The organism is Proteus sp. fly-1013 (genome assembly GCF_040140245.1).
GTDB classification, from domain to species: Bacteria; Pseudomonadota; Gammaproteobacteria; order Enterobacterales; family Enterobacteriaceae; genus Proteus; species Proteus mirabilis_B.
The window spans coordinates 1-21,896 of sequence record NZ_JBEEWD010000002.1 but is presented as its reverse complement, the minus strand read 5'-3'; the positions used below and the strand labels follow the sequence as shown (position 1 = coordinate 21,896).

At 38.3% G+C, this 21,896-nt stretch carries 21 protein-coding genes, 1 tRNA gene and 1 other annotated feature; of the genes, 15 read left to right on the top strand and 7 right to left on the bottom strand.

Features of this window, described 5'->3' with window-relative positions:
* The first annotated feature begins 127 nt into the window (after nucleotides 1-127).
* The 4 genes from ABN236_RS04025 (at nucleotide 128) to ABN236_RS04010 (ending at nucleotide 3,589) form a co-directional block, all read left to right on the top strand.
* Nucleotides 128-204 (top strand) — tRNA-Arg (locus tag ABN236_RS04025).
* A gap of 184 nt (nucleotides 205-388) precedes the next feature.
* Nucleotides 389-1,969 carry a glutamate--cysteine ligase gene (gene gshA, locus ABN236_RS04020; protein WP_088493489.1) on the top strand — a complete coding sequence of 527 codons (1,581 nt, stop codon included), beginning with the start codon at nucleotides 389-391 and terminating at the stop codon, nucleotides 1,967-1,969.
* 162 nt (nucleotides 1,970-2,131) lie between these two features.
* Nucleotides 2,132-2,647: an S-ribosylhomocysteine lyase gene (gene luxS, locus ABN236_RS04015; RefSeq protein ID WP_006534759.1), complete on the top strand. Its 516-nt coding sequence runs from the start codon at nucleotides 2,132-2,134 to the stop codon at nucleotides 2,645-2,647.
* A 192-nt stretch (nucleotides 2,648-2,839) separates the two neighbouring features.
* Nucleotides 2,840-3,589, top strand: coding sequence for a hypothetical protein (locus tag ABN236_RS04010; protein ID WP_349473422.1), 750 nt, complete (start codon nucleotides 2,840-2,842; stop codon nucleotides 3,587-3,589).
* A gap of 43 nt (nucleotides 3,590-3,632) precedes the next feature.
* Here the strand turns inward: ABN236_RS04010 and ABN236_RS04005 are convergent, their stop codons facing one another.
* Nucleotides 3,633-4,907, bottom strand: coding sequence for a CNNM domain-containing protein (locus ABN236_RS04005; protein WP_349473421.1), 1,275 nt, complete (start codon nucleotides 4,905-4,907; stop codon nucleotides 3,633-3,635).
* A gap of 34 nt (nucleotides 4,908-4,941) precedes the next feature.
* Complete coding sequence (locus ABN236_RS04000; protein ID WP_349473420.1) at nucleotides 4,942-5,742, bottom strand: cytochrome C assembly family protein; 801 nt, start codon at nucleotides 5,740-5,742, stop codon at nucleotides 4,942-4,944.
* Between the two features lie 173 nt (nucleotides 5,743-5,915).
* On the opposite strand from ABN236_RS04000, the gene ffh reads away from it, so the two are divergent.
* The 7 genes from ffh to tyrA all read left to right on the top strand — a co-directional run bounded on the left by ffh (nucleotide 5,916) and on the right by tyrA (nucleotide 12,089).
* A complete protein-coding gene (gene ffh, locus ABN236_RS03995) occupies nucleotides 5,916-7,277 on the top strand; it encodes a signal recognition particle protein (RefSeq protein ID WP_023580979.1) in 1,362 nt (453 codons plus the stop codon).
* 137 nt (nucleotides 7,278-7,414) lie between these two features.
* Nucleotides 7,415-7,663 (top strand): 30S ribosomal protein S16, encoded by a 249-nt coding sequence (gene rpsP, locus ABN236_RS03990; protein WP_004244772.1) that lies wholly within the window; start codon nucleotides 7,415-7,417, stop codon nucleotides 7,661-7,663.
* 18 nt (nucleotides 7,664-7,681) lie between these two features.
* The gene (rimM, locus tag ABN236_RS03985; protein ID WP_088493485.1) at nucleotides 7,682-8,227 is read left to right on the top strand and encodes a ribosome maturation factor RimM; all 546 of its coding nucleotides are present in this window, start codon (nucleotides 7,682-7,684) and stop codon (nucleotides 8,225-8,227) included.
* A 38-nt stretch (nucleotides 8,228-8,265) separates the two neighbouring features.
* Complete coding sequence (gene trmD / locus ABN236_RS03980) at nucleotides 8,266-9,018, top strand: tRNA (guanosine(37)-N1)-methyltransferase TrmD (RefSeq protein ID WP_006534750.1); 753 nt, start codon at nucleotides 8,266-8,268, stop codon at nucleotides 9,016-9,018.
* 52 nt (nucleotides 9,019-9,070) lie between these two features.
* Entirely contained in the window at nucleotides 9,071-9,424 is a 354-nt protein-coding gene (rplS, locus tag ABN236_RS03975; RefSeq protein WP_023580978.1) for a 50S ribosomal protein L19, read from the top strand.
* Between the two features lie 409 nt (nucleotides 9,425-9,833).
* Nucleotides 9,834-10,928, top strand: coding sequence for a 3-deoxy-7-phosphoheptulonate synthase (locus ABN236_RS03970; protein WP_088493484.1), 1,095 nt, complete (start codon nucleotides 9,834-9,836; stop codon nucleotides 10,926-10,928).
* A gap of 36 nt (nucleotides 10,929-10,964) precedes the next feature.
* Entirely contained in the window at nucleotides 10,965-12,089 is a 1,125-nt protein-coding gene (tyrA, locus tag ABN236_RS03965) for a bifunctional chorismate mutase/prephenate dehydrogenase (protein WP_349473419.1), read from the top strand.
* 84 nt (nucleotides 12,090-12,173) lie between these two features.
* Here tyrA and ABN236_RS03960 read toward each other — a convergent pair whose 3' ends face one another.
* Entirely contained in the window at nucleotides 12,174-12,347 is a 174-nt protein-coding gene (locus ABN236_RS03960) for a hypothetical protein (RefSeq protein ID WP_349473418.1), read from the bottom strand.
* A 31-nt stretch (nucleotides 12,348-12,378) separates the two neighbouring features.
* A complete protein-coding gene (locus ABN236_RS03955) occupies nucleotides 12,379-12,534 on the bottom strand; it encodes a hypothetical protein (RefSeq protein WP_165125333.1) in 156 nt (51 codons plus the stop codon).
* A gap of 413 nt (nucleotides 12,535-12,947) precedes the next feature.
* Between ABN236_RS03955 and ABN236_RS03950 the strand changes: the two genes are divergently transcribed.
* A complete protein-coding gene (locus tag ABN236_RS03950; RefSeq protein WP_088493482.1) occupies nucleotides 12,948-14,288 on the top strand; it encodes an anaerobic C4-dicarboxylate transporter in 1,341 nt (446 codons plus the stop codon).
* A 72-nt stretch (nucleotides 14,289-14,360) separates the two neighbouring features.
* Here ABN236_RS03950 and pheA read toward each other — a convergent pair whose 3' ends face one another.
* From pheA to bamD, 3 genes are all read right to left on the bottom strand, one after another.
* Nucleotides 14,361-15,518, bottom strand: coding sequence for a bifunctional chorismate mutase/prephenate dehydratase (pheA, locus tag ABN236_RS03945; protein WP_088493481.1), 1,158 nt, complete (start codon nucleotides 15,516-15,518; stop codon nucleotides 14,361-14,363).
* A gap of 35 nt (nucleotides 15,519-15,553) precedes the next feature.
* Nucleotides 15,554-15,669, bottom strand: a sequence feature (Phe leader region).
* Nucleotides 15,670-15,823: 154 nt separating this feature from the next.
* A complete protein-coding gene (gene raiA / locus ABN236_RS03940; RefSeq protein WP_075672427.1) occupies nucleotides 15,824-16,159 on the bottom strand; it encodes a ribosome-associated translation inhibitor RaiA in 336 nt (111 codons plus the stop codon).
* Nucleotides 16,160-16,431: 272 nt separating this feature from the next.
* Nucleotides 16,432-17,166 (bottom strand): outer membrane protein assembly factor BamD, encoded by a 735-nt coding sequence (bamD, locus tag ABN236_RS03935; protein WP_088493480.1) that lies wholly within the window; start codon nucleotides 17,164-17,166, stop codon nucleotides 16,432-16,434.
* 135 nt (nucleotides 17,167-17,301) lie between these two features.
* On the opposite strand from bamD, the gene rluD reads away from it, so the two are divergent.
* From rluD to clpB, 3 genes are all read left to right on the top strand, one after another.
* Nucleotides 17,302-18,279 carry a 23S rRNA pseudouridine(1911/1915/1917) synthase RluD gene (rluD, locus tag ABN236_RS03930; protein WP_075672439.1) on the top strand — a complete coding sequence of 326 codons (978 nt, stop codon included), beginning with the start codon at nucleotides 17,302-17,304 and terminating at the stop codon, nucleotides 18,277-18,279.
* Nucleotides 18,280-19,011 (top strand): purine nucleoside phosphorylase YfiH, encoded by a 732-nt coding sequence (gene yfiH / locus ABN236_RS03925; RefSeq protein WP_349473417.1) that lies wholly within the window; start codon nucleotides 18,280-18,282, stop codon nucleotides 19,009-19,011.
* A 146-nt stretch (nucleotides 19,012-19,157) separates the two neighbouring features.
* Nucleotides 19,158-21,731 carry an ATP-dependent chaperone ClpB gene (gene clpB, locus ABN236_RS03920; RefSeq protein ID WP_088493479.1) on the top strand — a complete coding sequence of 858 codons (2,574 nt, stop codon included), beginning with the start codon at nucleotides 19,158-19,160 and terminating at the stop codon, nucleotides 21,729-21,731.
* Nucleotides 21,732-21,896 lie beyond the last annotated feature (165 nt).

Sequence of the window (21,896 nt, the reverse complement as noted above, 5' to 3'; positions counted from 1 at the left end):
CATCCTTAGCTCAGCTGGATAGAGTACTCGGCTACGAACCGAGCGGTCGGAGGTTCGAATCCTCCAGGATGCACCATCTTTTATTAGATATCTTAGTTTAATTATTTCTAGCAAAAACGTCAGACCCGCATCCTTAGCTCAGCTGGATAGAGTACTCGGCTACGAACCGAGCGGTCGGAGGTTCGAATCCTCCAGGATGCACCATCTTCAAAGCCTCGCTATTGCGGGGCTTTTTGCTTTTCTGCATTCTCTTATTTCTCATCATATAACGTCTTTGTTTAGCATCAACTAACAATGCTAACATCATCTAATCAGCGACAATTTAGTGACTTTGCGATAAAGTAACTCCTATCTATTTACTAACATCAATCAACGCGGGAGGTCACCTTTGATCCCGGACGTATCAAAAGCGCTTTCTTGGTTGGAAGCACACCCTAAAGTTTTATGTGGAATCCACCGTGGTATAGAGCGTGAAACCTTAAGAGTTACGCCAGAAGGCAATTTAGCATCAACAGAGCATCCTATTTCATTAGGTAAATCATTAACTCATAAATGGATCACGACTGATTTTGCTGAGTCTCTATTAGAGTTTATTACACCTGTTGATGATAACATTGCACATACCTTGCATTTTTTAGGTGATTTACATCGCTACACAGCACGTCACTTAGATAATGAACGTATGTGGCCTATGAGTATGCCTTGCTTTATTGAAGCAGAAGATAAGATTACGCTGGCTCAATTTGGCACCTCTAATGTTGGGCGTTTTAAAACACTCTACCGTGAAGGGCTTAAAAATCGTTATGGCGCGTTAATGCAAACTATTTCAGGTGTGCATTACAACTTCTCACTGCCTATCGAGTTTTGGCAAGCATGGGCAAATGTAAAAGACGAAGAGAGTGGGAAAGAGGCGATTTCTGACGGTTACTTACGTCTTATTCGTAACTACTATCGCTTTGGCTGGATCATTCCATTCTTCTTTGGTGCATCACCGGCAATTTGTGGATCTTTCTTAAAAGGAAGAGAAACAAACTTACCATTTGAAAGTACGCCTAAAGGGGCGAAGTATTTACCTTATGCAACTTCATTACGTTTAAGTGATTTAGGGTATACCAATAAATCTCAAAGCGATTTAGATATCACCTTTAATCATCTTGAAACGTATGTCAAAGGGCTGAAAAAAGCGATCCATAAGCCTTCTGAAGAGTTTGCTAAATTAGGTGTTAAGAAAGACGGTGAGTATATTCAGTTAAACACCAATGTGTTGCAGATTGAAAATGAACTCTATGCACCTATTCGTCCTAAGCGTGTAGTTAAAGGTGATGAATCACCTTCTGATGCGTTATTACGTGGTGGTATTGAATATATCGAAGTCCGCTCACTTGATATCAATCCATTTACGCCAATTGGTGTTGATGAAACTCAAATTCGCTTCCTTGATTTATTCCTGATCTGGTGTGTATTAGCGGATGCCCCAGAGATGAGTGCCTCTGAATTAGCGTGCTGCCGTTCAAATTGGAATAACGTTATTCTAGAAGGGCGTAAGCCAGGTCAAGTTATTGGAATGGGTTGTGGCGAAAGAAAAGAGCCACTAGCGCAAGTTGGTAAAGCCTTATTTGCTGATTTAGAACGTGTTGCTAATGTTCTTGATTGCTGTTCAGGCACTAAATATATGGAAGTTTGCGTTAAGTTAGAGGAAATGTTCGATAATCCTGAATTAACCTTCTCTGGCAGACTTTTAGACAAAATTAAAACACAAGGTATTGGTGGTTTCGGTTTATCTTTAGCTGAAGAATATTACCAAGAATTAATTAAAACACCTTATGAAACGTTAACTGATGAAGCTTTTGATCATGAGAGAATTTCATCCATAAAACGTCAAGAAGAGTTAGAAAAGAGTGATACCATTTCTTTTGATGAGTATTTGAAGATCCATGCGGGGACAAACACCGATAACGTGGCTTCCTAAACTTAGATAGAAAAAAGCCACACTAAGATTTGTGTGGCTAAAAAATTCTATAGAGAAATAGGGATGATAACAATTTGCGCGTATTCATTACTAAGACCGGGCTACTCGTAGAAAGTTTCATTTTTTCTTAAAAATATTTAAATTTTTCTTAGGAGGTTTTTTATGCCTTTATTGGATAGCTTTACTGTTGACCATACACGTATGTCAGCACCTGCTGTACGCGTTGCTAAAACAATGAAAACGCCATCAGGTGATACCATCACGGTATTTGATTTACGTTTTACTGTGCCAAATAAAAAAGCCATGCCTGAGAAAGGAATTCATACATTAGAGCATCTGTTCGCTGGATTTATGCGTAACCATCTTAATGGTAATGGTGTTGAGATAATCGATATTTCTCCAATGGGATGCCGTACAGGCTTCTACATGAGCTTAATTGGACAACCTGAAGAGCAACGTGTAGCTAATGCATGGAAAGCAGCAATGGAAGATGTTTTGAAAGTAAAAGATCAAAACCATATCCCAGAGCTGAACGTGTACCAATGTGGTACCTATGAAATGCATTCACTGACAGAAGCTCAAGATATTGCACGCGATATTTTATCTCATAGCATTGGCATTAATCATAACGATGAATTAGCCCTGCCTGAAGAGACTTTAAAAGAGCTGCATATCTAAGCGATAGCTAATTTATGACGTTAGGGGATAATAGATCAGGAAATTCGCATTCTGATTTATTGTCTCTTTTTTGTTTTTATCTCCTCATTATTTTTCTTTTCTCTCCTCCATTGTTTTATTTTCTTATCTTCTTATATTGTTAGCACAGTAATGGATTAAATTTATGCTTAATACACGGAGTACACTTTTGTTATGGAAAATCACAAATTCTCATCACCTAAATTAGTGTTAGAGTTTTTTGTTCGAGAATTTTATTTTGTAGGTAAAGGCACATTACGTACTCAATTTCCTAAAGATGCCTTTTTCTATCAGGGGCGTTCTAAAGCACTTGAATATCGTTACTTAGAGCGAGTTCACAAAAAGTATGTTAAACGCACTCAGTGCGAAACAGAGCTTATTATCAAGCCTGATTCGTTACTGTTCTCGTCAGAACTCAATCCTGAATTATTTGCTAAGCTCACTAAACCACAAACAAACACCATAATGAAAATATGTGGTGATTATCTTTATAAAGAAAAAGATGAAGAGCAATATCGTTGGTATTTTCAACAAGATGAAATTAAAACAAACAGTTATAGCGGCGAGAATTCGCAGCTAAAATATGAAAATATTCGTAGCTTAGCACCTCATCATTTTAATATTGAAGCGATAAACGATGAGGGGGCACTTATTACTAATTTTCCGCGCAAGTCCCTTTCTCTTACTTTGAATAAAGGAGAGACGGCATGTTTTATTTGTAGGCGTGAAGAGTATGGCGCTGATTATTCTTACCAGCCTGCATTAAACTTAGTTATGTGGGTCAAAAATCATGGTTTTTATTCTGATTATCAACAATTAAAGCCTACAAAACTAATACAAGAGCAAGCAATAGAGCCTTTCTATATGAAACCCGCCAGAGAGTTTGATTTTCGTAATAGTAAATTACGGTTTGAACTAGGGTAAACTGCAAAAAATAAGCGCCTTAAAAGGCGCTTATTTGTATTCACTAATGATGTGGGATTGAAAGGTGGCGAATTAACGCCTTTTTGATGACGTTATCCTGAACTTCAAGGATTTCAAATTCGTAGTCACTCACTTTTATTTTATTACCGACAACAGGTAAATCACCTAGCTCTTCAATAATGACACCATTGATTGTTCGAGCTTCATCTTCAGGTAAATGCCAGCCAAAAGCTTTATTGATATCTCGAATATTTGTTGTGCCATCAACTAACAATGAACCGTCTTTTTGAGGGATGACTTCTTCTGCTAAAGAAGGAGACATCGAAGTAGTAAAGTCACCTACGATCTCTTCAAGAATATCTTCAACGGTTACTAAACCTTGAATTTCACCATATTCATCAACCACAACACCTGCTTTTTCGTTATTACGTTGGAAGTTGACGAGTTGTAGGTTTAACGGTGTGCTTTCTGGGATAAAGTAGATTTTATCGGCAGCTTTCATCAGAATTTGTTTGGTAAACTCTTTTTTCTCAGTCATTAAGCGATAAGCTTCTCGTACACGTAACATGCCAATTGCATCGTCAAGCGTATCACGATAAAGCACAATTCGACCGTGAGGAGAATGAGTTAACTGTCTTACGATAGATTTCCATTCGTCATTGACATCGATACCAAAAATCTCATTTCTTGGCACCATAATATCGCCAATTGTTACTTTTTCTAAATCCAAAATCGACAGCAACATATTCTGATTTCTTTGTGAAAGCTTTGATTTAGATTCATTAACGATAGTTCTTAACTCTTCTTTTGATACCGCATTTCCCTGTATTACTGGGGACTTAATACCCAAAATACGCATCAGTATTAATGTGATTTTATTAAAAAACCAAACAATAGGCAGCATCAATTTTTGCAAAGGAGAGAGAATAACACTACTTGGATAAGCAACGTGCTCTGGATAAAGTGCCGCAATTGATTTTGGAAGCACTTCAGCAAAAATCAGGATAATAAAGGTCAGCACACCAGTGGCTATTGCTACACCTGCATCACCGTATAAACGCATACCAACAATGGTAGCTAGTGCAGACGCAACAATATTAATCAGATTATTGCCAATCAATACTAAACTAATCAATCTGTCAGGACGTTGTAATAATTTTTCTACACGTTTTGCAGAGCGATTTCCTTGTTTTGCAGCATGACGAAGACGATATCGATTAATCGTCATCATACTGGTTTCAGTCCCAGAAAAATAAGCTGAGGCAATAATCATACATACAAGTATGATAATGAGCGTAGTTGTCGACACATGCTCCAAAATTGAGATCCTTTTGCTACCCTAAAATAGAAAATTAATTAAGCACTAACTCTTGTAATAAACGATTACCAAAAAAAGCTAATGTTAAAATAATAGCGCCAATCAAATTAAAGATAATGACTTTCTTTCCTCTCCATCCTTCTCGGAAATGTCCCCATAATAAAATGATGTAAGCAAACCAAGCAATGATAGAGAAAATAGATTTATGGATATTTTCTTTACCAAAAATATTATCCATATACACCAAACCTGTACATAAGGTCAGAGTCAGTAATACCACACCCACTTGTGTGATATGAAACATTTTACGCTCAATTGACATTAATGGTGGCATTTGAGGTGAGAATTTTAGTTTCTTATTTTTTAGTTGATAGTCGAGCCAACTTAGTTGTAACGCATATAAAGCGGCAATTAACAGTGTGGCATAGCTTAATAAAGCCAGCCCAATATGAATAAAGAGTGATGTGCTACTTTCAAGATGTGTAACAAATTCGCCCGGCATAAGTGCTGCAATAACAAGATTGACTATTGCGAAACAATAAACAATAGGCAGTAAGAACCATGCTCGGCCACGAGAAGCCACAATCGTCATAATAACGCAGACCATCAGACTAACAATCGCACCTAGATTGGTGAGTGAAAGATTCTGTCCGCTGTGAGGACGGAAAATTAAAAATTTTAATGAAATGGCATGTGCAACAAGTGCAATTACCGCAAATAGTAGAGCTAATCCGCGGTATCCATTCTGCTCTTTTCGTAACAGACCGGGCAAAAACAGCACCAGACTGAGTAAATAAGCGCAGACAGCGACGATAGAGATTGATATAACGGGCATAGTTTCGCTTACATATATTGTTTGAATAACTTCCTAGTATAGCGCTAGGAGCATACGGCTCCAACTATTGAAGTCATTAAGCTTAAATCTCTATGCAGAGATCCGCGAGTCATCGTGATATAATCGGTGGCATACATGACCGATAAGCCCAACTTTAACACTGAGCTAAGATAATGTTTGAGAATTTAAGTGACAGACTATCGCGCACATTGCGCAATATAAGCGGTCGAGGAAGACTGACCGAAGAAAACATTAAAGAGACACTGCGTGAAGTGCGTATGGCTTTATTAGAAGCCGACGTTGCCTTACCTGTGGTTCGTGATTTTATTGCGCGCGTCAAAGAGAGCGCAGTAGGGCATGAAGTTAACAAAAGCCTGACACCGGGTCAGGAATTTGTAAAAATTGTTCAAAATGAACTCGTCAATGCGATGGGGGAAGTGAATACTGACCTTGATCTATCAGCACAACCGCCAGCTGTTGTGTTAATGGCTGGTTTACAAGGTGCCGGTAAAACGACCAGTGTCGCAAAATTAGGTAAATTCTTAAAAGAGAAAAAGAAGAAAAAAGTTCTTGTTGTTTCTGCTGACGTTTATCGCCCAGCAGCGATTAAACAGCTTGAAACGTTAGCCGAAACGGTTGGCATTGATTTCTTCCCTTCGACTGTTCAAGAAAATCCAGTCACAATTGCAAGTAATGCATTAAAACATGCACAACTTCAATTCTATGATGTATTGCTGGTGGATACAGCCGGTCGTTTACACGTAGATGAAGGCATGATGGAAGAGATCCAACTTCTCCATAAAGCCATTAATCCAGTTGAAACCCTGTTTGTTGTTGACGCCATGACGGGTCAAGATGCGGCAAATACAGCAAAAGCATTTAATGAAGCACTGCCATTAACAGGGGTTGTATTAACCAAGGTTGATGGTGATGCGCGCGGTGGTGCGGCATTATCAATTCGCCATATCACAGGTAAGCCAATTAAATTCCTCGGTGTTGGGGAAAAAACAGAAGCCTTAGAACCTTTCCACCCAGATCGTATTGCCTCTCGTATTTTAGGCATGGGTGATGTTCTGTCTTTGATTGAAGACATTGAAAGCAAAGTTGATAGAGCTCAAGCTGAAAAGCTCGCGACAAAACTTAAAAAAGGTGATGGCTTTGATCTAAATGATTTCTTAGATCAATTAAAGCAAATGAAGAACATGGGCGGCATGGCGAGTATGTTAAGCAAAATGCCGGGTATGTCTCAGGTGCCAGATGCAGTAAAATCACAAATGGATGATTCAATTTTAGTGAAAATGGAAGCGATTATTAATTCCATGACTAAAAAAGAACGCCAAAAACCGGAAATCATCAAAGGTTCCAGAAAACGCCGTATTGCAGCGGGTTCAGGAACACAAGTGCAAGACGTCAACCGTTTGTTAAAACAGTTTGATGATATGCAACGTATGATGAAAAAAATGAAAAAAGGTGGCATGGCTAAGATGATGCGTAGCATGAAAGGTATGATGCCACCTGGATTCCCAGGCCGATAAAATCAAAAAGCCTGAAAAAAAACGTGCTTTGGATTGCTTTTTTCGCCAAAGTGAGTAAACTTTTCGGGCTTTTTATATGACAACCGGACTCCGTTCCTCGATGGCGTCTGGTTGTTTTATTAACTAATGAGGATGTTATGGTAACAATTCGTTTAGCTCGTGGCGGCGCAAAAAAGCGTCCGTTTTACCAAGTAGTAGTAACCGATAGCCGCAATGCGCGTGATGGTCGTTTCATTGAGCGTGTAGGCTTTTATAACCCACTGGCAACCGGTAATGCAGAAGAATTACGTTTAGACGTAGACCGTGTTGAACACTGGGTTGCTCAAGGCGCAACAGTTTCAGAACGTGTTGCTGGCCTGATCAAATCAGCGAAGAAAAGCGCTTAATCTGTCGCGGTGGTAACAATGAGCGAACAAAAAACCTTAAAAGAGCCTGTAGAACCTATTGTTATGGGTAAGTTGGGCTCACCTTACGGGATCCGTGGTTGGCTCAGAGTTTTTTCCTCCACCGAACACGCCGAAAATATTTTTGAATATCAACCGTGGTTTATTCAGCGTCATGGACAGTGGGAAACCATTGAAATTGAAAGTTGGAAACATCACAACCAAGATATTATCGTCAAGCTAAAAGGTATTGATGACAGAGATGCGGCCAATTTCCTGACTAATTTTGAAATTGTCGTGAATACTTCGCAACTTCCAGAACTTGAAGGTGAATATTACTGGAAAGATCTGATGGGTTGCCATGTAGAAACTGATAAAGGCTACGATCTAGGTGTCGTTACAGACATGATGGAAACGGGCTCAAATGATGTCATGGTAATTAAAGCGAATCTGAAAGATGCGTTCGGTATCGGGGAACGGCTAGTTCCGTTTCTTGATGGGCAGGTTATCAAGAAAGTCGATCTCTCAGCGAAAAAAATTATCGTTGATTGGGATCCTGGTTTTTAGATTATCCGGTTAACGGTTCTCAATAGTGGGACACAAAAATGTGGATTGGGGTAATTAGCCTATTTCCAGAAATGTTCCGCTCTATAACCGAGTACGGGGTGACTGGTCGGGCAGTGAAGCATGGTCTGCTCAATGTAGAATGTTGGAATCCCCGAGATTTTACATACGACAGACACAATACCGTTGATGATCGTCCTTATGGCGGTGGTCCCGGTATGTTGATGATGGTTCAACCTTTAAGGGAAGCCATTCATCAAGCGAAAGCTGCGGCAGGTGATGGAGCAAAGGTGATTTATTTATCACCTCAGGGACGCAAACTCGATCAACAAGGAGTTTGTGAACTGGCAACAAATGAGAAGCTAATTCTAGTTTGTGGTCGGTATGAAGGTATAGACGAGCGTGTCATTCAGACTGAAATCGATGAAGAGTGGTCTGTAGGTGATTACGTATTAAGTGGTGGGGAATTACCTGCCATGATAATGATAGATGCAGTAGCGCGCTTTGTACCGGGTGTTCTCGGACACGCAGCCTCTGCGAAAGAAGATTCTTTTGCTGAAGGTTTACTGGATCATCCTCACTATACTCGCCCAGAGGTTTTAGATGGTATGGAAGTTCCGGCAGTTTTACTGTCAGGCAACCATGCTCATATTAATCGCTGGCGCATGAAACAATCACTGGGTCGAACCTGGCTAAGAAGACCTGAGCTTCTGGAAAGCCTAGCTCTGACTGACGAGCAAAGAGTGCTGTTAACAGAGTTCCAACGGGAACATCTGTCAGGAACAGCAGAGTAAGTCTGACACAAGATGTCATTAATATCAGTTTACCTAGGGTAAGAGAGTTATTATGAGCAATATTATTAAACAAATCGAACAAGAACAGATGAAGCAAGATGTTCCTTCATTCCGTCCTGGTGACACTTTAGAAGTTAAAGTATGGGTTGTTGAAGGTTCTAAAAAACGTCTGCAGGCATTCGAGGGCGTGGTTATCGCTATTCGTAACCGCGGTCTGCACTCTGCATTCACTGTTCGTAAAATTTCTAATGGCGAAGGTGTTGAGCGTGTATTCCAAACTCACTCTCCAGTCGTAGATAGCATCACTGTTAAACGTCGTGGTGCGGTTCGTCAAGCTAAACTGTACTACCTGCGTGAGCGTTCAGGTAAGGCTGCTCGTATCAAAGAGCGTCTTAACGCTAAATAATACGCTTTCGCACATCCGAAAGTTATTGTTAAAAGGTCAGCATTTGCTGACCTTTTTTTATATCTCTTATATTGAAAATATTATTTATTAGTTTTTTCTCTCTTTTACTTCTTATATTCCTATTTTATCTATTCTTCTTATGTCGAGATTCATTAAAAGATAAAGTGTAAATATTAATTTACACTATTGTGTTTTAATTTAATCTTCATCACGTTATTTTTATCTTTCTTTATATTTGTAACTGATTGTTATTTATTGTTTATTTATAATAAAAATAATCAGTGTAAAGATTGAATTACAAATATGTCAAATTTATTAAAAATACGGATTGATTTCTTTACATTGCATGTTATCTTATCTTTCAGACACACAAAAAATCACAATGACAGATATAAAAAAGGTAAAGATTATGATCATGCAAAAAGACGCACTCAATAATGTGAATATCAGCGAAGAGCTGGTTTTAATTACTCCAGAAGAGTTAAAACAAAAATACCCATTGAGTCGCAATGATCTGCATGCCATTGCTCAGTCACGTCAAACAATTTCTGAAATTGTCCAACGTCGTGATCCTCGCTTACTCGTGGTATGTGGGCCTTGTTCCATTCATGATGTCGATGTTGCGTTAGATTACGCAAAACGCCTGAAAGTCTTAGCGTCTGAATTAAGTGATAGTCTGTACATTGTGATGCGTGTCTACTTTGAAAAACCTCGTACAACCGTTGGCTGGAAAGGTTTAATTAGCGATCCATTTATGGATGGTAGCTTTGAAATGGAAAAAGGGTTACACATTGCCCGTAAGCTACTGACCGAACTTGTACAATTAGGTCTGCCTCTGGCAACTGAAGCGTTAGATCCTAATAACCCACAATACCTAGGTGATTTGTTTAGTTGGTCAGCAATTGGTGCTAGAACAACTGAATCTCAAACTCACCGTGAAATGGCATCTGGGCTTTCAATGCCAGTTGGATTTAAAAACGGAACAGATGGTAATTTAGATACCGCCATTAATGCGATGAAGGCGGCTTCTATGCCACACCGTTTTATGGGAATTAATCAATCAGGACAGGTCTGCTTATTGCAAACACAAGGTAACCCTGATGGTCATGTGATTTTACGTGGCGGTAAAACACCAAACTACCATGCAGAAGATGTTGCTCAATGCGAAGCTCAAATGGTAAAAGCAGGATTAAAACCATCATTAATGATTGATTGTAGCCACGGTAACTCTAACAAAGATTTCCGTCGTCAAACGGCAGTGGTTGATTCAGTGATTGAGCAAATCACTAAAGGTAATGAATCTATCACGGGTATTATGTTAGAAAGTCATATTAATGAAGGCAACCAATCGTCAGAGCAATCGCGTAGTGAAATGAAATACGGTGTCTCAGTAACAGATGCATGTATTAGTTGGGAAACAACGGAGTCTGTGTTAAGAAATTTACATGCTCAACTTTCCCCGATTTTGGCTCAGCGTGAAGCGCAGTTAAAAAAAGTTAGCTAAGTTAGATAATCATAAAGAAAAAAGAGGCAAGCATAGATGGCTGAAGAATTACGAGGTTTGCGTGAGCAAATTGATCAGGTAGATAAATCACTGCTTTCTTTACTCGCAAAAAGAATGCAACTGGTAGCTGAAGTGGGAGAAGTTAAAAACCGCCATGGCTTACCGATTTATGCACCTGATAGAGAAGCCTCCATGCTTGCTTCTCGTCGTAATGATGCACAAAAGATGGGAATTTCCCCAGATTTAATTGAAGATGTATTACGCCGAGTGATGCGAGAATCCTATACTAAAGAGAATGATAAAGGATTTAAAACTCTCAATCCTCAACTTGGTAAAATCGTTATTGTGGGAGGAAATGGGAAAATGGGTAAACTATTTTCTCGTTTGTTTACACTCTCTGGCTATCACGTTGAAAGCTTAGAAGCGGATGAATGGCAAACTAAATCGCCTGCTATTTTTGATAATGCCGGAATGGTGATTATCAGTGTACCTATTCATTTAACTGTTGAGGTTATTGAAAAACTTCCTGCGTTACCTAAAAACTGTTTACTTGTGGATCTTGCTTCTATTAAAACAGCCCCTTTAGAAGCAATGTTAAAAGCACATAGTGGGCCAGTTTTAGGTCTTCATCCAATGTTTGGCCCTGATGTACCTAGCTTAGCAAAACAAGTTGTGGCGTACTGTGAAGGACGAAACCATACAGAATTTGAATGGTTGCTAGAGCAGTTAATGGTATGGGGTGCAAGAATTGAGGCAATTGCGCCAGAAGAGCATGATAAAAACATGAGTTTTATTCAGGCACTTCGACATTTTACTACTTTTGCTTATGGTCAGCATTTAGCAAAAGAAAAAGTTGATTTAGCTAGTTTACTGAGACTCTCATCACCTATTTATCGCTTAGAATTGGCAATGATAGGGCGCTTATTTGCTCAAGATCCACAACTTTATGCTGATATTATTTTGTCATCGAAAGAGAATATTGAATTAATTCGTAGATATCATCACTCATTAGGTCAAGCTATCGATCTATTAGATATAAATGCAAAGAGTGAGTTTATCCATTCATTTAATAACGTGAGTGATTGGTTTGGTGATTATGCTTCTCAATTTATGAAAGAGAGTGGTGTATTATTACAAAAAGCGAATGATAGCCGAATCTAGTTAAATTATTTGTTATATAAAAGGCCGAGCAATAAATAAATTGTTCGGCCTTTTTATTTTATTAATTATTTTATGTTTAGCTTATCACCACTCATCATCACAAGGTGGCCAAACACAACCACTAGGATCAGACGTATTGCTATTATTTTGAGAATACTCATTTATTGATGCTCTATTTCCTTTTGCTTCTTCATAAAAATGAGCGCTTGCATAACTAGCGAAGAAAAATGAGAGTATTAATATATATTTTTTATTCATAAAAATCCCTATTCAAACAATATGCTATAACTCAATAGTCTTTGGGGTCAGGACAAGGGCTTACTGTGCAACGACTCAAATCCGATTGAGACGTTAACGAATAAGCGTAATAGCTCTCTTGTGATTGAACTTCATCTACGTTATTAGTAAAAAATAGACTTAAAATCAGTATGATAAAAGTATTCATATAATCTCCCTGTCATTTCAAAAATTTAATAATAGATATAAATTACCTATTTTTATTCAGAAAATAAAAATAGAGAAATATAAATATACATTTAAAAACAATGGGATAAATATCTAATTTTATTAAAAGACTAATCTATCTTATATTTATTGTTATTTAATTGTTATTGTTGGGTTTAATTAAAGAATAATTAATGTTCGATATTGTCTTTTTATTAAAAGTTATTTGTTGATGAGATCTTAAAACTGAATGAAATTAAAAGGTATTATAAAAACTATAACAATGATCAAAAAAACGGCTATAACAATTATCGTAAATTATATTTTATAAACTCTTTTTTTTGCAAGAAGTACTAAAAACTCAATTGTATTATTTTTTATTTATATTCCGACGTGTTTTTCAAGGGGTAATTTATGGATTTTTTAATACAACTCGCCATTATATTAGTGTGTCTATTTTATGGGGCTAGGAAAGGGGGAATTGCATTAGGTCTATTAGGTGGTGTCGGTCTGGTTATTTTAGTTTTCATTTTTAAACTTCCTCCGGGAAAACCACCTGTTGATGTAATGCTAGTTATTATTGCCGTTGTCTCTGCATCAGCAACATTACAAGCATCTGGTGGGTTAGATGTTATGTTGCAAATAGCAGAAAAGTTATTACGTAAAAATCCCAAATATATTTCTATTGTTGCACCACTCGTAACTTGTACTCTTACAATATTATGTGGTACTGGACACGTTGTTTATACCATATTGCCAATTATCTATGACGTGTCGATTAAAAATAATATTCGCCCTGAAAGACCAATGGCGGCAAGTACAATTGGCTCTCAAATGGGGATTATTGCCAGCCCTGTTTCTGTTGCCGTTGTTACATTAGTCGCAATGCTCGGTGATGTAACTTTTAATGGTAAACACCTTGAGTTTTTAGATTTATTAGCAATTACCATTCCTTCAACTTTTATTGGTATTTTAGCCATTGGTATCTTTAGCTGGTTTAGAGGAAAAGACTTAGATAAAGACCAACGCTTCCAAGAATTTGTTTCAGTACCTGAAAACCATGATTATGTTTATGGTGATACAGCAACACTTCTAGATAAAAAGCTCCCCATGAAAAACTGGGTAGCAATGTGGATATTCTTAGGTGCAATTGCTGTTGTTGCAATATTAGGTGCTTTCTCTGAAATACGTCCTGTATTTAATGGTAAACCATTATCTATGGTGCTCGTTATTCAGATGTTTATGTTATTAGCTGGCGCATCAATTATTATTATCTGTAAAACCAACCCTTCTCTTATTTCTAAAAATGAAGTATTCCGTTCAGGGATGATCGCAATTGTTGCCGTGTATGGTATTGCTTGGATGGCAGAGACCATGTTCTCTGCGCATATGAAAGAAATAGAAGCGGCATTGGGACAATTAGTACGAGAATATCCTTGGGCTTATGCAGTTGTCTTATTATTAGTATCTAAGTTTGTTAACTCTCAAGCGGCGGCTTTGGCTGCAATTGTTCCTTTAGCATTGGGTATTGGTGTTGATCCCGCATATATCATTGCATCGGCACCAGCTTGTTATGGTTATTATATTCTGCCTACTTATCCTAGTGACTTAGCGGCAATTCAATTTGACCGTTCTGGTACAACTCGAATAGGGCGTTTTGTTATTAACCACAGCTTTATTCTACCGGGATTAATTGGTGTAACCGTTTCCTGTGTCTTTGGTTGGATATTTGCTGCGATGTATGGCTTCTTATAATTAACGTTAAATAAGAACGTAAAAGAAAAGCCAGATAGTTATACGCAATCTGGCTTTTATCTTTGTATGAGGTTATTTCACTTCAACAGGAACAACATTTTCTGAAGGGTAACAGCCTAATATTTTTAATGAGCGTGTTGTTTGTGATAAATCGTGTAAGGCTTTTTGCATATTGATATCACGTAAATTTGCTTGAACATCAATATAAAACATCTCTTCCCAAGGCGTGCCATTAATAGGACGCGACTCGAGTTTTGTCATAATAATGTCGTATTTTTTTAAAATCATTAATGCATCAACTAATGCACCCGCTTGTTGCCCTGTTGCCATTAAGAAGGTTGTTTTAGCAGGAACTTGGTCTGAAACATCAATCGCTTTTCGCGCAATAACAATAAAGCGAGTTACGTTTATTTGCTGGTTTGCTAAATTATTGGCTAAGGGTTTTAAACCATAAAGAGATCCACCGGCTTCACTACCAATAGCGGCAACGTATGGCGATTGTGCAAGAGCCACTTTTTCCATCGCCGCTGCTGTACTTTCGCAATATTCAATTTTCCAGTTTGGATACTGATTTAAATAATGGCTGCATTGTTGGAAGGGTTGAGGGTGACTATAAATAGTTTGCAATTCTTCTGGGCTGCTATCAACACTTGTTAAAAGTGCATGATTAATAGGGATGCGAATTTCCCCAACAATAGAGATTGATGTTGTTTGCAGTAAATCGTAAACATCATTAATTGCACCGGAGCTGGTATTTTCAATTGGCAGTAAACCGTAATCTGCTTGACCAGTATCGACAAGTGTAAAAATATCGTCAAATTTCTGACAAGTACAATCAACGAAGGTATCAAAATGGCGAGCTGCATATTGGCGAGCGGCAATATGTGAATAAGAGCCTTTAGGTCCTAAATAAGCAATTCTAGCTGACTCATTCGGTGTTGCATTAAGGTGTTGTTGTAGGATGGCTTGTTGCGTTAAGACAGAGTCTTCGATGATCATTTGAAAAATACGGCTAATATAAAAACCATCTAGCCCAACGTTTTTTCCTTTCTCAATTAATAAATCAAGTAATTCACGCTCACGATTTTTATCTCTAATAGGGCGATGTGTATTCAATTTAAATTGAGCGACATCAGCAGATAATTGGCGTCTGTTTGCTAACAACGTTAGTAATTCTGAATCTAACGTTGTGATTTTATCTCTGATTGCTAATAAATCGAGTTTTTCCATGTTTAAGCCCTATACCGTTATGTCATACCATCATAAATAAAAAAGCCTCCAGTTGGAGGCTATTGTCGTTCTTATTTTTCTTTCTGAAATGACAAAGCCTCTTAATGAAAGAGTAGAAAGAAAAAGAAGAAAGGCAAATGTGAATGTTTGTTCATTATATTGATTGGTAAATTATTTAACATATAGCTATCAAACATGATGACGTGAAAGGAGTCAAGAAAAATACAATAAAAAGCGCATCACGAGGATGCGCAGAGGCGTTTTGAGTCAGTGATTTATTCTAATTTTTAATCTTGCTTTACTATTTACATTTCATCGACAAGTAAATTCTCTTCTTTCAGGCTGTTATCAGCCCGGCGAGATTCATTTTTATGCTGAACTTTGTTTAATTGGCGTTCAAGTTTTGCCAGTAAGTCATTAATTGCAACATACATATCGGCGTGTTGTGCATTAGCGACCAGTTGCCCATTTGGTGTATGAATGCTGGCATCAACACTAAAACCTTTAGGATCTTTCGTAAGAATAATATGAGGATTGATTAAATTCACCTGCCATTTATTGAGTTTAGTTAGACGGCTTTCAATGTGTTCTCGTAGTGCTGGGGTAATTTCCATTTGTTTGCTAGTAATATTTATAATCATATAGTTACCTCTTTATTACTCCGTCTTCGATAACTTCAGAATATCGTGATACACAATTTAAAACATGATCAAAATCACTTTTTGTTAGATGTATGTGTAACTAGTAATAGAAACGTGACAAATGATAAATAGCTGAAAAAGACCGCTTGTTAAGTTGTATTTATTCAGTCATATTAGGAAGGTTGGGCTGATGAAAAGTAAAGACAATTTAGCTAGAAAAGAATAAAAAAACAGCAGCGATAAGCTGCTGTTTTTGATGGTGATGTTTTTAGTTAGGCTGGATTTGCTGCAATCAGTGAAGCTACTTTTTCAGCTTCTAGTGTCAGACCTAATTCTTTATAAGCGTTTTCCATGTAGACAAGCGCATCACGAGTGGCTTGTGTATCAGGATAATCACGCATCATTTGCTCTACTCTATTAATAACCGCGACATAAGCCCCTCGTTTAGTATAGAATTTCGCAACAGAAAGCTCATACTTCGCTAAACGGTTTTTAAGAAAGACTAGGCGTTTGGTTGCATCGGCGACATAAAGGCTGTCTGGATAGTAACGAACTAATTGACTAAAATCTTTAAATGCCACGATTGCATGTTGAGGATCACGGTCTGAACGATCAATACCAAAGAATCCTTGTAATGCACTATCATCTAATGCTTGAGCTGTTAAGCCACGCATATAAAGAACATAGTCGATATTAGGATGGGTTGGATTTAATCGCATAAAACGGTCGATTGCAGAAATCGCCATTGGTAGTTCTGCTGATTTATAATAAGCATAAATCAGATCGAGTTGAACTTGTTGCGAGTAAGGGCCAAAAGGATAGCGATTATCGAGAGACTCTAATTGTTTGATAGCCGCTCCATAATTGCCATCTAGCAATTTTTCCTGACTGGTTGAGTAAAGCTCAGAAGGCGACATATCGGCAGTAGCGTCTTTGTCTGAACTCGAACAGCCAGCAAGTAACAGGCTTACAGTGGCCGCTGCCACCAGGTATTTAATGCGTCTCATCACGTATTGATTATCCTCTGAATAGGTTTGGGGAGTCTCTCCGTGAAGCTCCCCTGAAATCGGTTACACTATAACTCATTTTAAATGAAACGGCTGTGCCGTCAAAACACTAACTTAATTAATAGAAAATTATTTATGTCTCAACAAATACGACTTAATGCTACAGTCGCAGATTCACAGCTGGGTCAACGCTTAGATCAGGCTTTGGCCGAAATGTTCCCTGATTATTCAAGATCTCGTATAAAAGAGTGGATCTTAGACAATAGAGTGCAGGTTAACGATAAAATCATCAATAAGCCAAAAGAAAAAATGCTTGGCGGTGAAAAAATTGAAGTCGATGCCTTAATTGAAGAGGAAGTTCGCTGGGAGCCTCAGAATATTCCGTTAAATATCGTCTATGAAGATGATGATATTTTAGTTATCAATAAACCAAGAGATCTCGTTGTACATCCTGGTGCTGGTAACCCAGATGGCACCGTACTAAACGCATTACTTTATCGTTATCCAGAGATTGCTAATGTACCTCGTGCAGGTATTGTCCACCGATTGGATAAAGATACAACAGGTTTAATGGTTGTTGCAAAAACAGTTCCTGCACAAACGCATTTAGTAGAAGCTTTACAACGTCGTGAAATCACCCGTGAGTATGAAGCGGTTGCAACAGGAAGAATGACGGCAGGTGGATTAGTGAATGAACCTATTTCTCGACATCCAACTAAACGTACTCATATGGCTGTGCACCCAATGGGTAAACCAGCAGTAACACATTATCGTGTTATGGAGCATTTCCGTGCTCATACACGTTTGCGTTTGCGTTTAGAAACTGGTCGTACTCACCAAATTCGTGTTCATATGGCTCATATTCACCATGCGTTAATTGGTGACCAGCTTTATGCAGGAAGACCTCGTCCTTTAAAAGGGGCTTCAGATGAATTACGTGAAACGTTACGTTTATTTGATAGACAAGCTCTACACGCAACGATGCTACGTCTTTATCATCCAATAACAGGTATTGAAATGGAATGGCATGCACCATTACCTGATGATATGGTTAAGCTTATCGATGTGCTAAAAGCTGACGTTGAACAGTTTAAAGATGAAATGGATTGGTAAATGACTTCATTGATTTTTCCAGATTGGCCACAACCTGAAAATATTGGGTCTTGCAGTACCTTGAGAGAAGGGGGGATTAGTCTGCCACCTTATAATAGCCTCAACTTAGGTACTCATGTTGGTGATAAATTGTCTGATGTCGAAGAAAATAGACGCAGACTTTGTCAACAAGCTCAATTGCCTGAAATGCCATTATGGCTTGAGCAAGTTCATGGTACTCATGTTGTTACACTAAATACTGAGAAAAATGATGAATTACAAGGTGATGCCCTTTACACCTCTACTGAGAAAAAAGTTTGCGCAATTATGACGGCAGATTGTTTGCCTGTCCTTTTTACAACGGTTGATGGAACAGAAGTTGGCGCTGCTCATGGTGGATGGCGAGGGCTTTGCCACGGTGTATTACAAAATACGCTTGCGCATTTTAAAGCACCTAAAGATCAAATTATGGCATGGTTAGGACCCGCAATTGGACCAACCGCTTTTGAGGTCGGTGCAGAAGTCCGGTTGGCATTTATCGAAAAAAATATTGCCTTCGAGCCTGCATTTATTCCCCATAATGGTAAATACTTAGCTAATATTTATATGTTAGCGAGAATAATCTTACAGGAAAGTGGAGTAACTCAGATTTATGGTGGTGATTTTTGTACTGTAACTGATCCATCACGCTTTTTCTCTTATAGACGAGAGCATACAACAGGGCGAATGGCATCATTAATCTGGATTAAATAAACTTCCTCTCAGCATTTTTTCTCACTTATCTCAAATATTGATAAATATTTTTGCTCAAAATTTTTATTTTGAGCTTGAATATTGTCAAAATGACCTCATCTATTCTCCAGTTACGAATTTTACTTTAAATTTTACTTGGAGGTGTTATGCGTCTGGATAAATTAACCAATAAATTCCAGCAAGCTCTCGCAGACGCCCAGTCATTGGCACTTGGGAACGATAATCAATTTATAGAACCCATACATTTACTGAGTGCGTTATTTAATCAACAAGGTGGCTCAATTCGCCCTCTATTAACATCCGTAGGTGTTAATGCATCACAATTTAATGAGCGAATTAATGATGCTTTGTCTCGATTACCTAAAGTCGAAGGTGCTGGTGGAGAGGTTCATCCCTCAAATGATTTAATTAAGCACCTTAACTTGTGCGATAAATTGGCACAGAAAAAAGGTGATGAATTTATTTCATCAGAGCTCTTTCTTTTAGCTGCGATGGAAACCGGTGGTCAAGTTGCTGACATGCTAAAAGCAGCCGGAGCGAATAAAGCAAGTCTTGAAATAGCGATTGAGAAAATACGTGGTGGAGAAACAGTGAACGATCAAAATGCAGAAGACCAACGTCAGGCATTGAAAAAATATACTGTGGATTTAACGGAAAGAGCAGAACAAGGCAAACTCGATCCTGTCATTGGTCGTGATGAAGAAATAAGAAGAACTATTCAAGTTTTACAACGCCGTACTAAAAATAACCCCGTACTTATTGGTGAACCGGGTGTAGGTAAAACGGCAATAGTTGAAGGTTTAGCTCAACGTATTGTTAATGGTGAAGTCCCAGAGGGTTTAAAGAATAAACGTGTGCTTTCTTTGGATATGGGCTCGTTATTAGCAGGTGCTAAATATCGTGGTGAATTTGAAGAACGTTTAAAAGCCGTTTTAAATGATTTATCTAAACAGGAAGGTAGCGTCATTCTGTTTATTGATGAATTACACACAATGGTTGGCGCAGGTAAAGCCGACGGTGCTATGGATGCGGGAAATATGTTGAAACCTGCATTAGCTCGTGGTGAATTACACTGTGTAGGTGCAACAACACTTGATGAATATCGTCAATATATTGAAAAAGATGCGGCATTAGAACGTCGTTTCCAAAAAGTGTATGTAGCAGAGCCAACAGTTGAAGACACTATCGCTATTTTGCGTGGTCTGAAAGAACGTTATGAACTTCATCATCATGTTCAAATTACTGATCCTGCGATTGTTGCCGCGGCGACTTTATCTCATCGCTATATTTCTGACCGTATGCTGCCAGATAAAGCGATTGACTTGATTGATGAAGCGGGTGCAAGCCTACGTATGCAAATGGATTCAAAACCAGAGGCATTAGATAGACTTGATAGACGTATTATTCAGCTTAAACTTGAACAACAAGCACTGCAAAAAGAGTCTGATGACGCAAGTAAAAAACGTTTAGAAATGCTAAATGAAGAACTTGCTGAAAAAGAGAAAGAGTATTCTGTTTTAGAAGAAGAGTGGAAAGCAGAAAAAGCAGAGCTTACAGGTACTCAGCATATTAAGTCTGAATTAGAGCAAGCACGTATCGCATTAGAGCAAGCTCGCCGTAGTGGTGATTTGGCGAAAATGTCAGAGATCCAATACGGGCAAATTCCGACGTTAGAGAAACAGCTTGCTGAAGCTAATAAAGCTGAAGATAAGCATATGAAGCTGTTACGTAATAAAGTCACTGATGCTGAAATTGCTGAGATCTTAGCACGTTGGACAGGTATTCCTGTATCTAGAATGCTAGAAGGGGAACGTGAAAAACTGCTAAGAATGGAACAAGAATTACATAGACGTGTTATTGGTCAGGCTGAGGCTGTAAGTGCAGTCTCTAATGCTATCCGCCGTAGCCGTGCTGGATTGTCTGATCCTAATCGCCCAATTGGTTCGTTCTTATTCTTAGGGCCAACTGGGGTTGGTAAAACGGAGTTGTGTAAAGCACTAGCGAACTTCTTGTTTGATAGTGATGATGCAATGGTTCGTATCGATATGTCTGAATTTATGGAAAAACACTCCGTTTCTCGTTTAGTGGGTGCGCCTCCAGGATATGTTGGTTACGAAGAAGGTGGATATTTAACAGAAGCAGTTCGCCGTCGTCCTTATTCAGTTATCTTATTAGATGAAGTTGAAAAAGCGCATCCAGATGTATTCAATATCTTATTACAAGTATTGGATGATGGTCGTTTAACAGATGGACAAGGTAGAACCGTCGATTTTCGCAATACAGTTGTGATTATGACATCAAACTTAGGGTCTGATTTAATTCAAGAACGTTTCGGGACAATTGATTATCCTGAAATGAAGAACATCGTGATGGATGTTGTTGGTCATCATTTCAGACCAGAGTTTATCAACCGTATTGATGAAGTTGTGGTATTCCACCCATTAGGTAAAGAAAACATTGCAGCGATTGCACAAATTCAGTTGCGTCGTTTATACCAGCGTTTAGAAGAGCGTGGTTATCACGTTACAATTACAGGCGCTGCATTAGAGAAATTGAGCGAAGTTGGATTCGATCCAATTTATGGTGCCCGCCCATTGAAACGGGCTATCCAGCAAGAGGTTGAAAACCCATTAGCTCAAGATATCTTGTCTGGCAAATTATTACCGGGTAAAGAGATTATCTTAGATTTAGATGACAATAAGATAATTGCAAAACAGTAATAGAGCCTCTTCTCTATTGATTCTGATAAAGAAGAGATGCCATTAAACTGAAAAAGAGGCTTATATAAGCCTCTTTTTTTATGGTTTATGACCCGTCCTGAATAAGGTTGACACTTTTCCAATCTGAAATTGGAGAGTGTAATGAAACCAATCACTAAACGAACT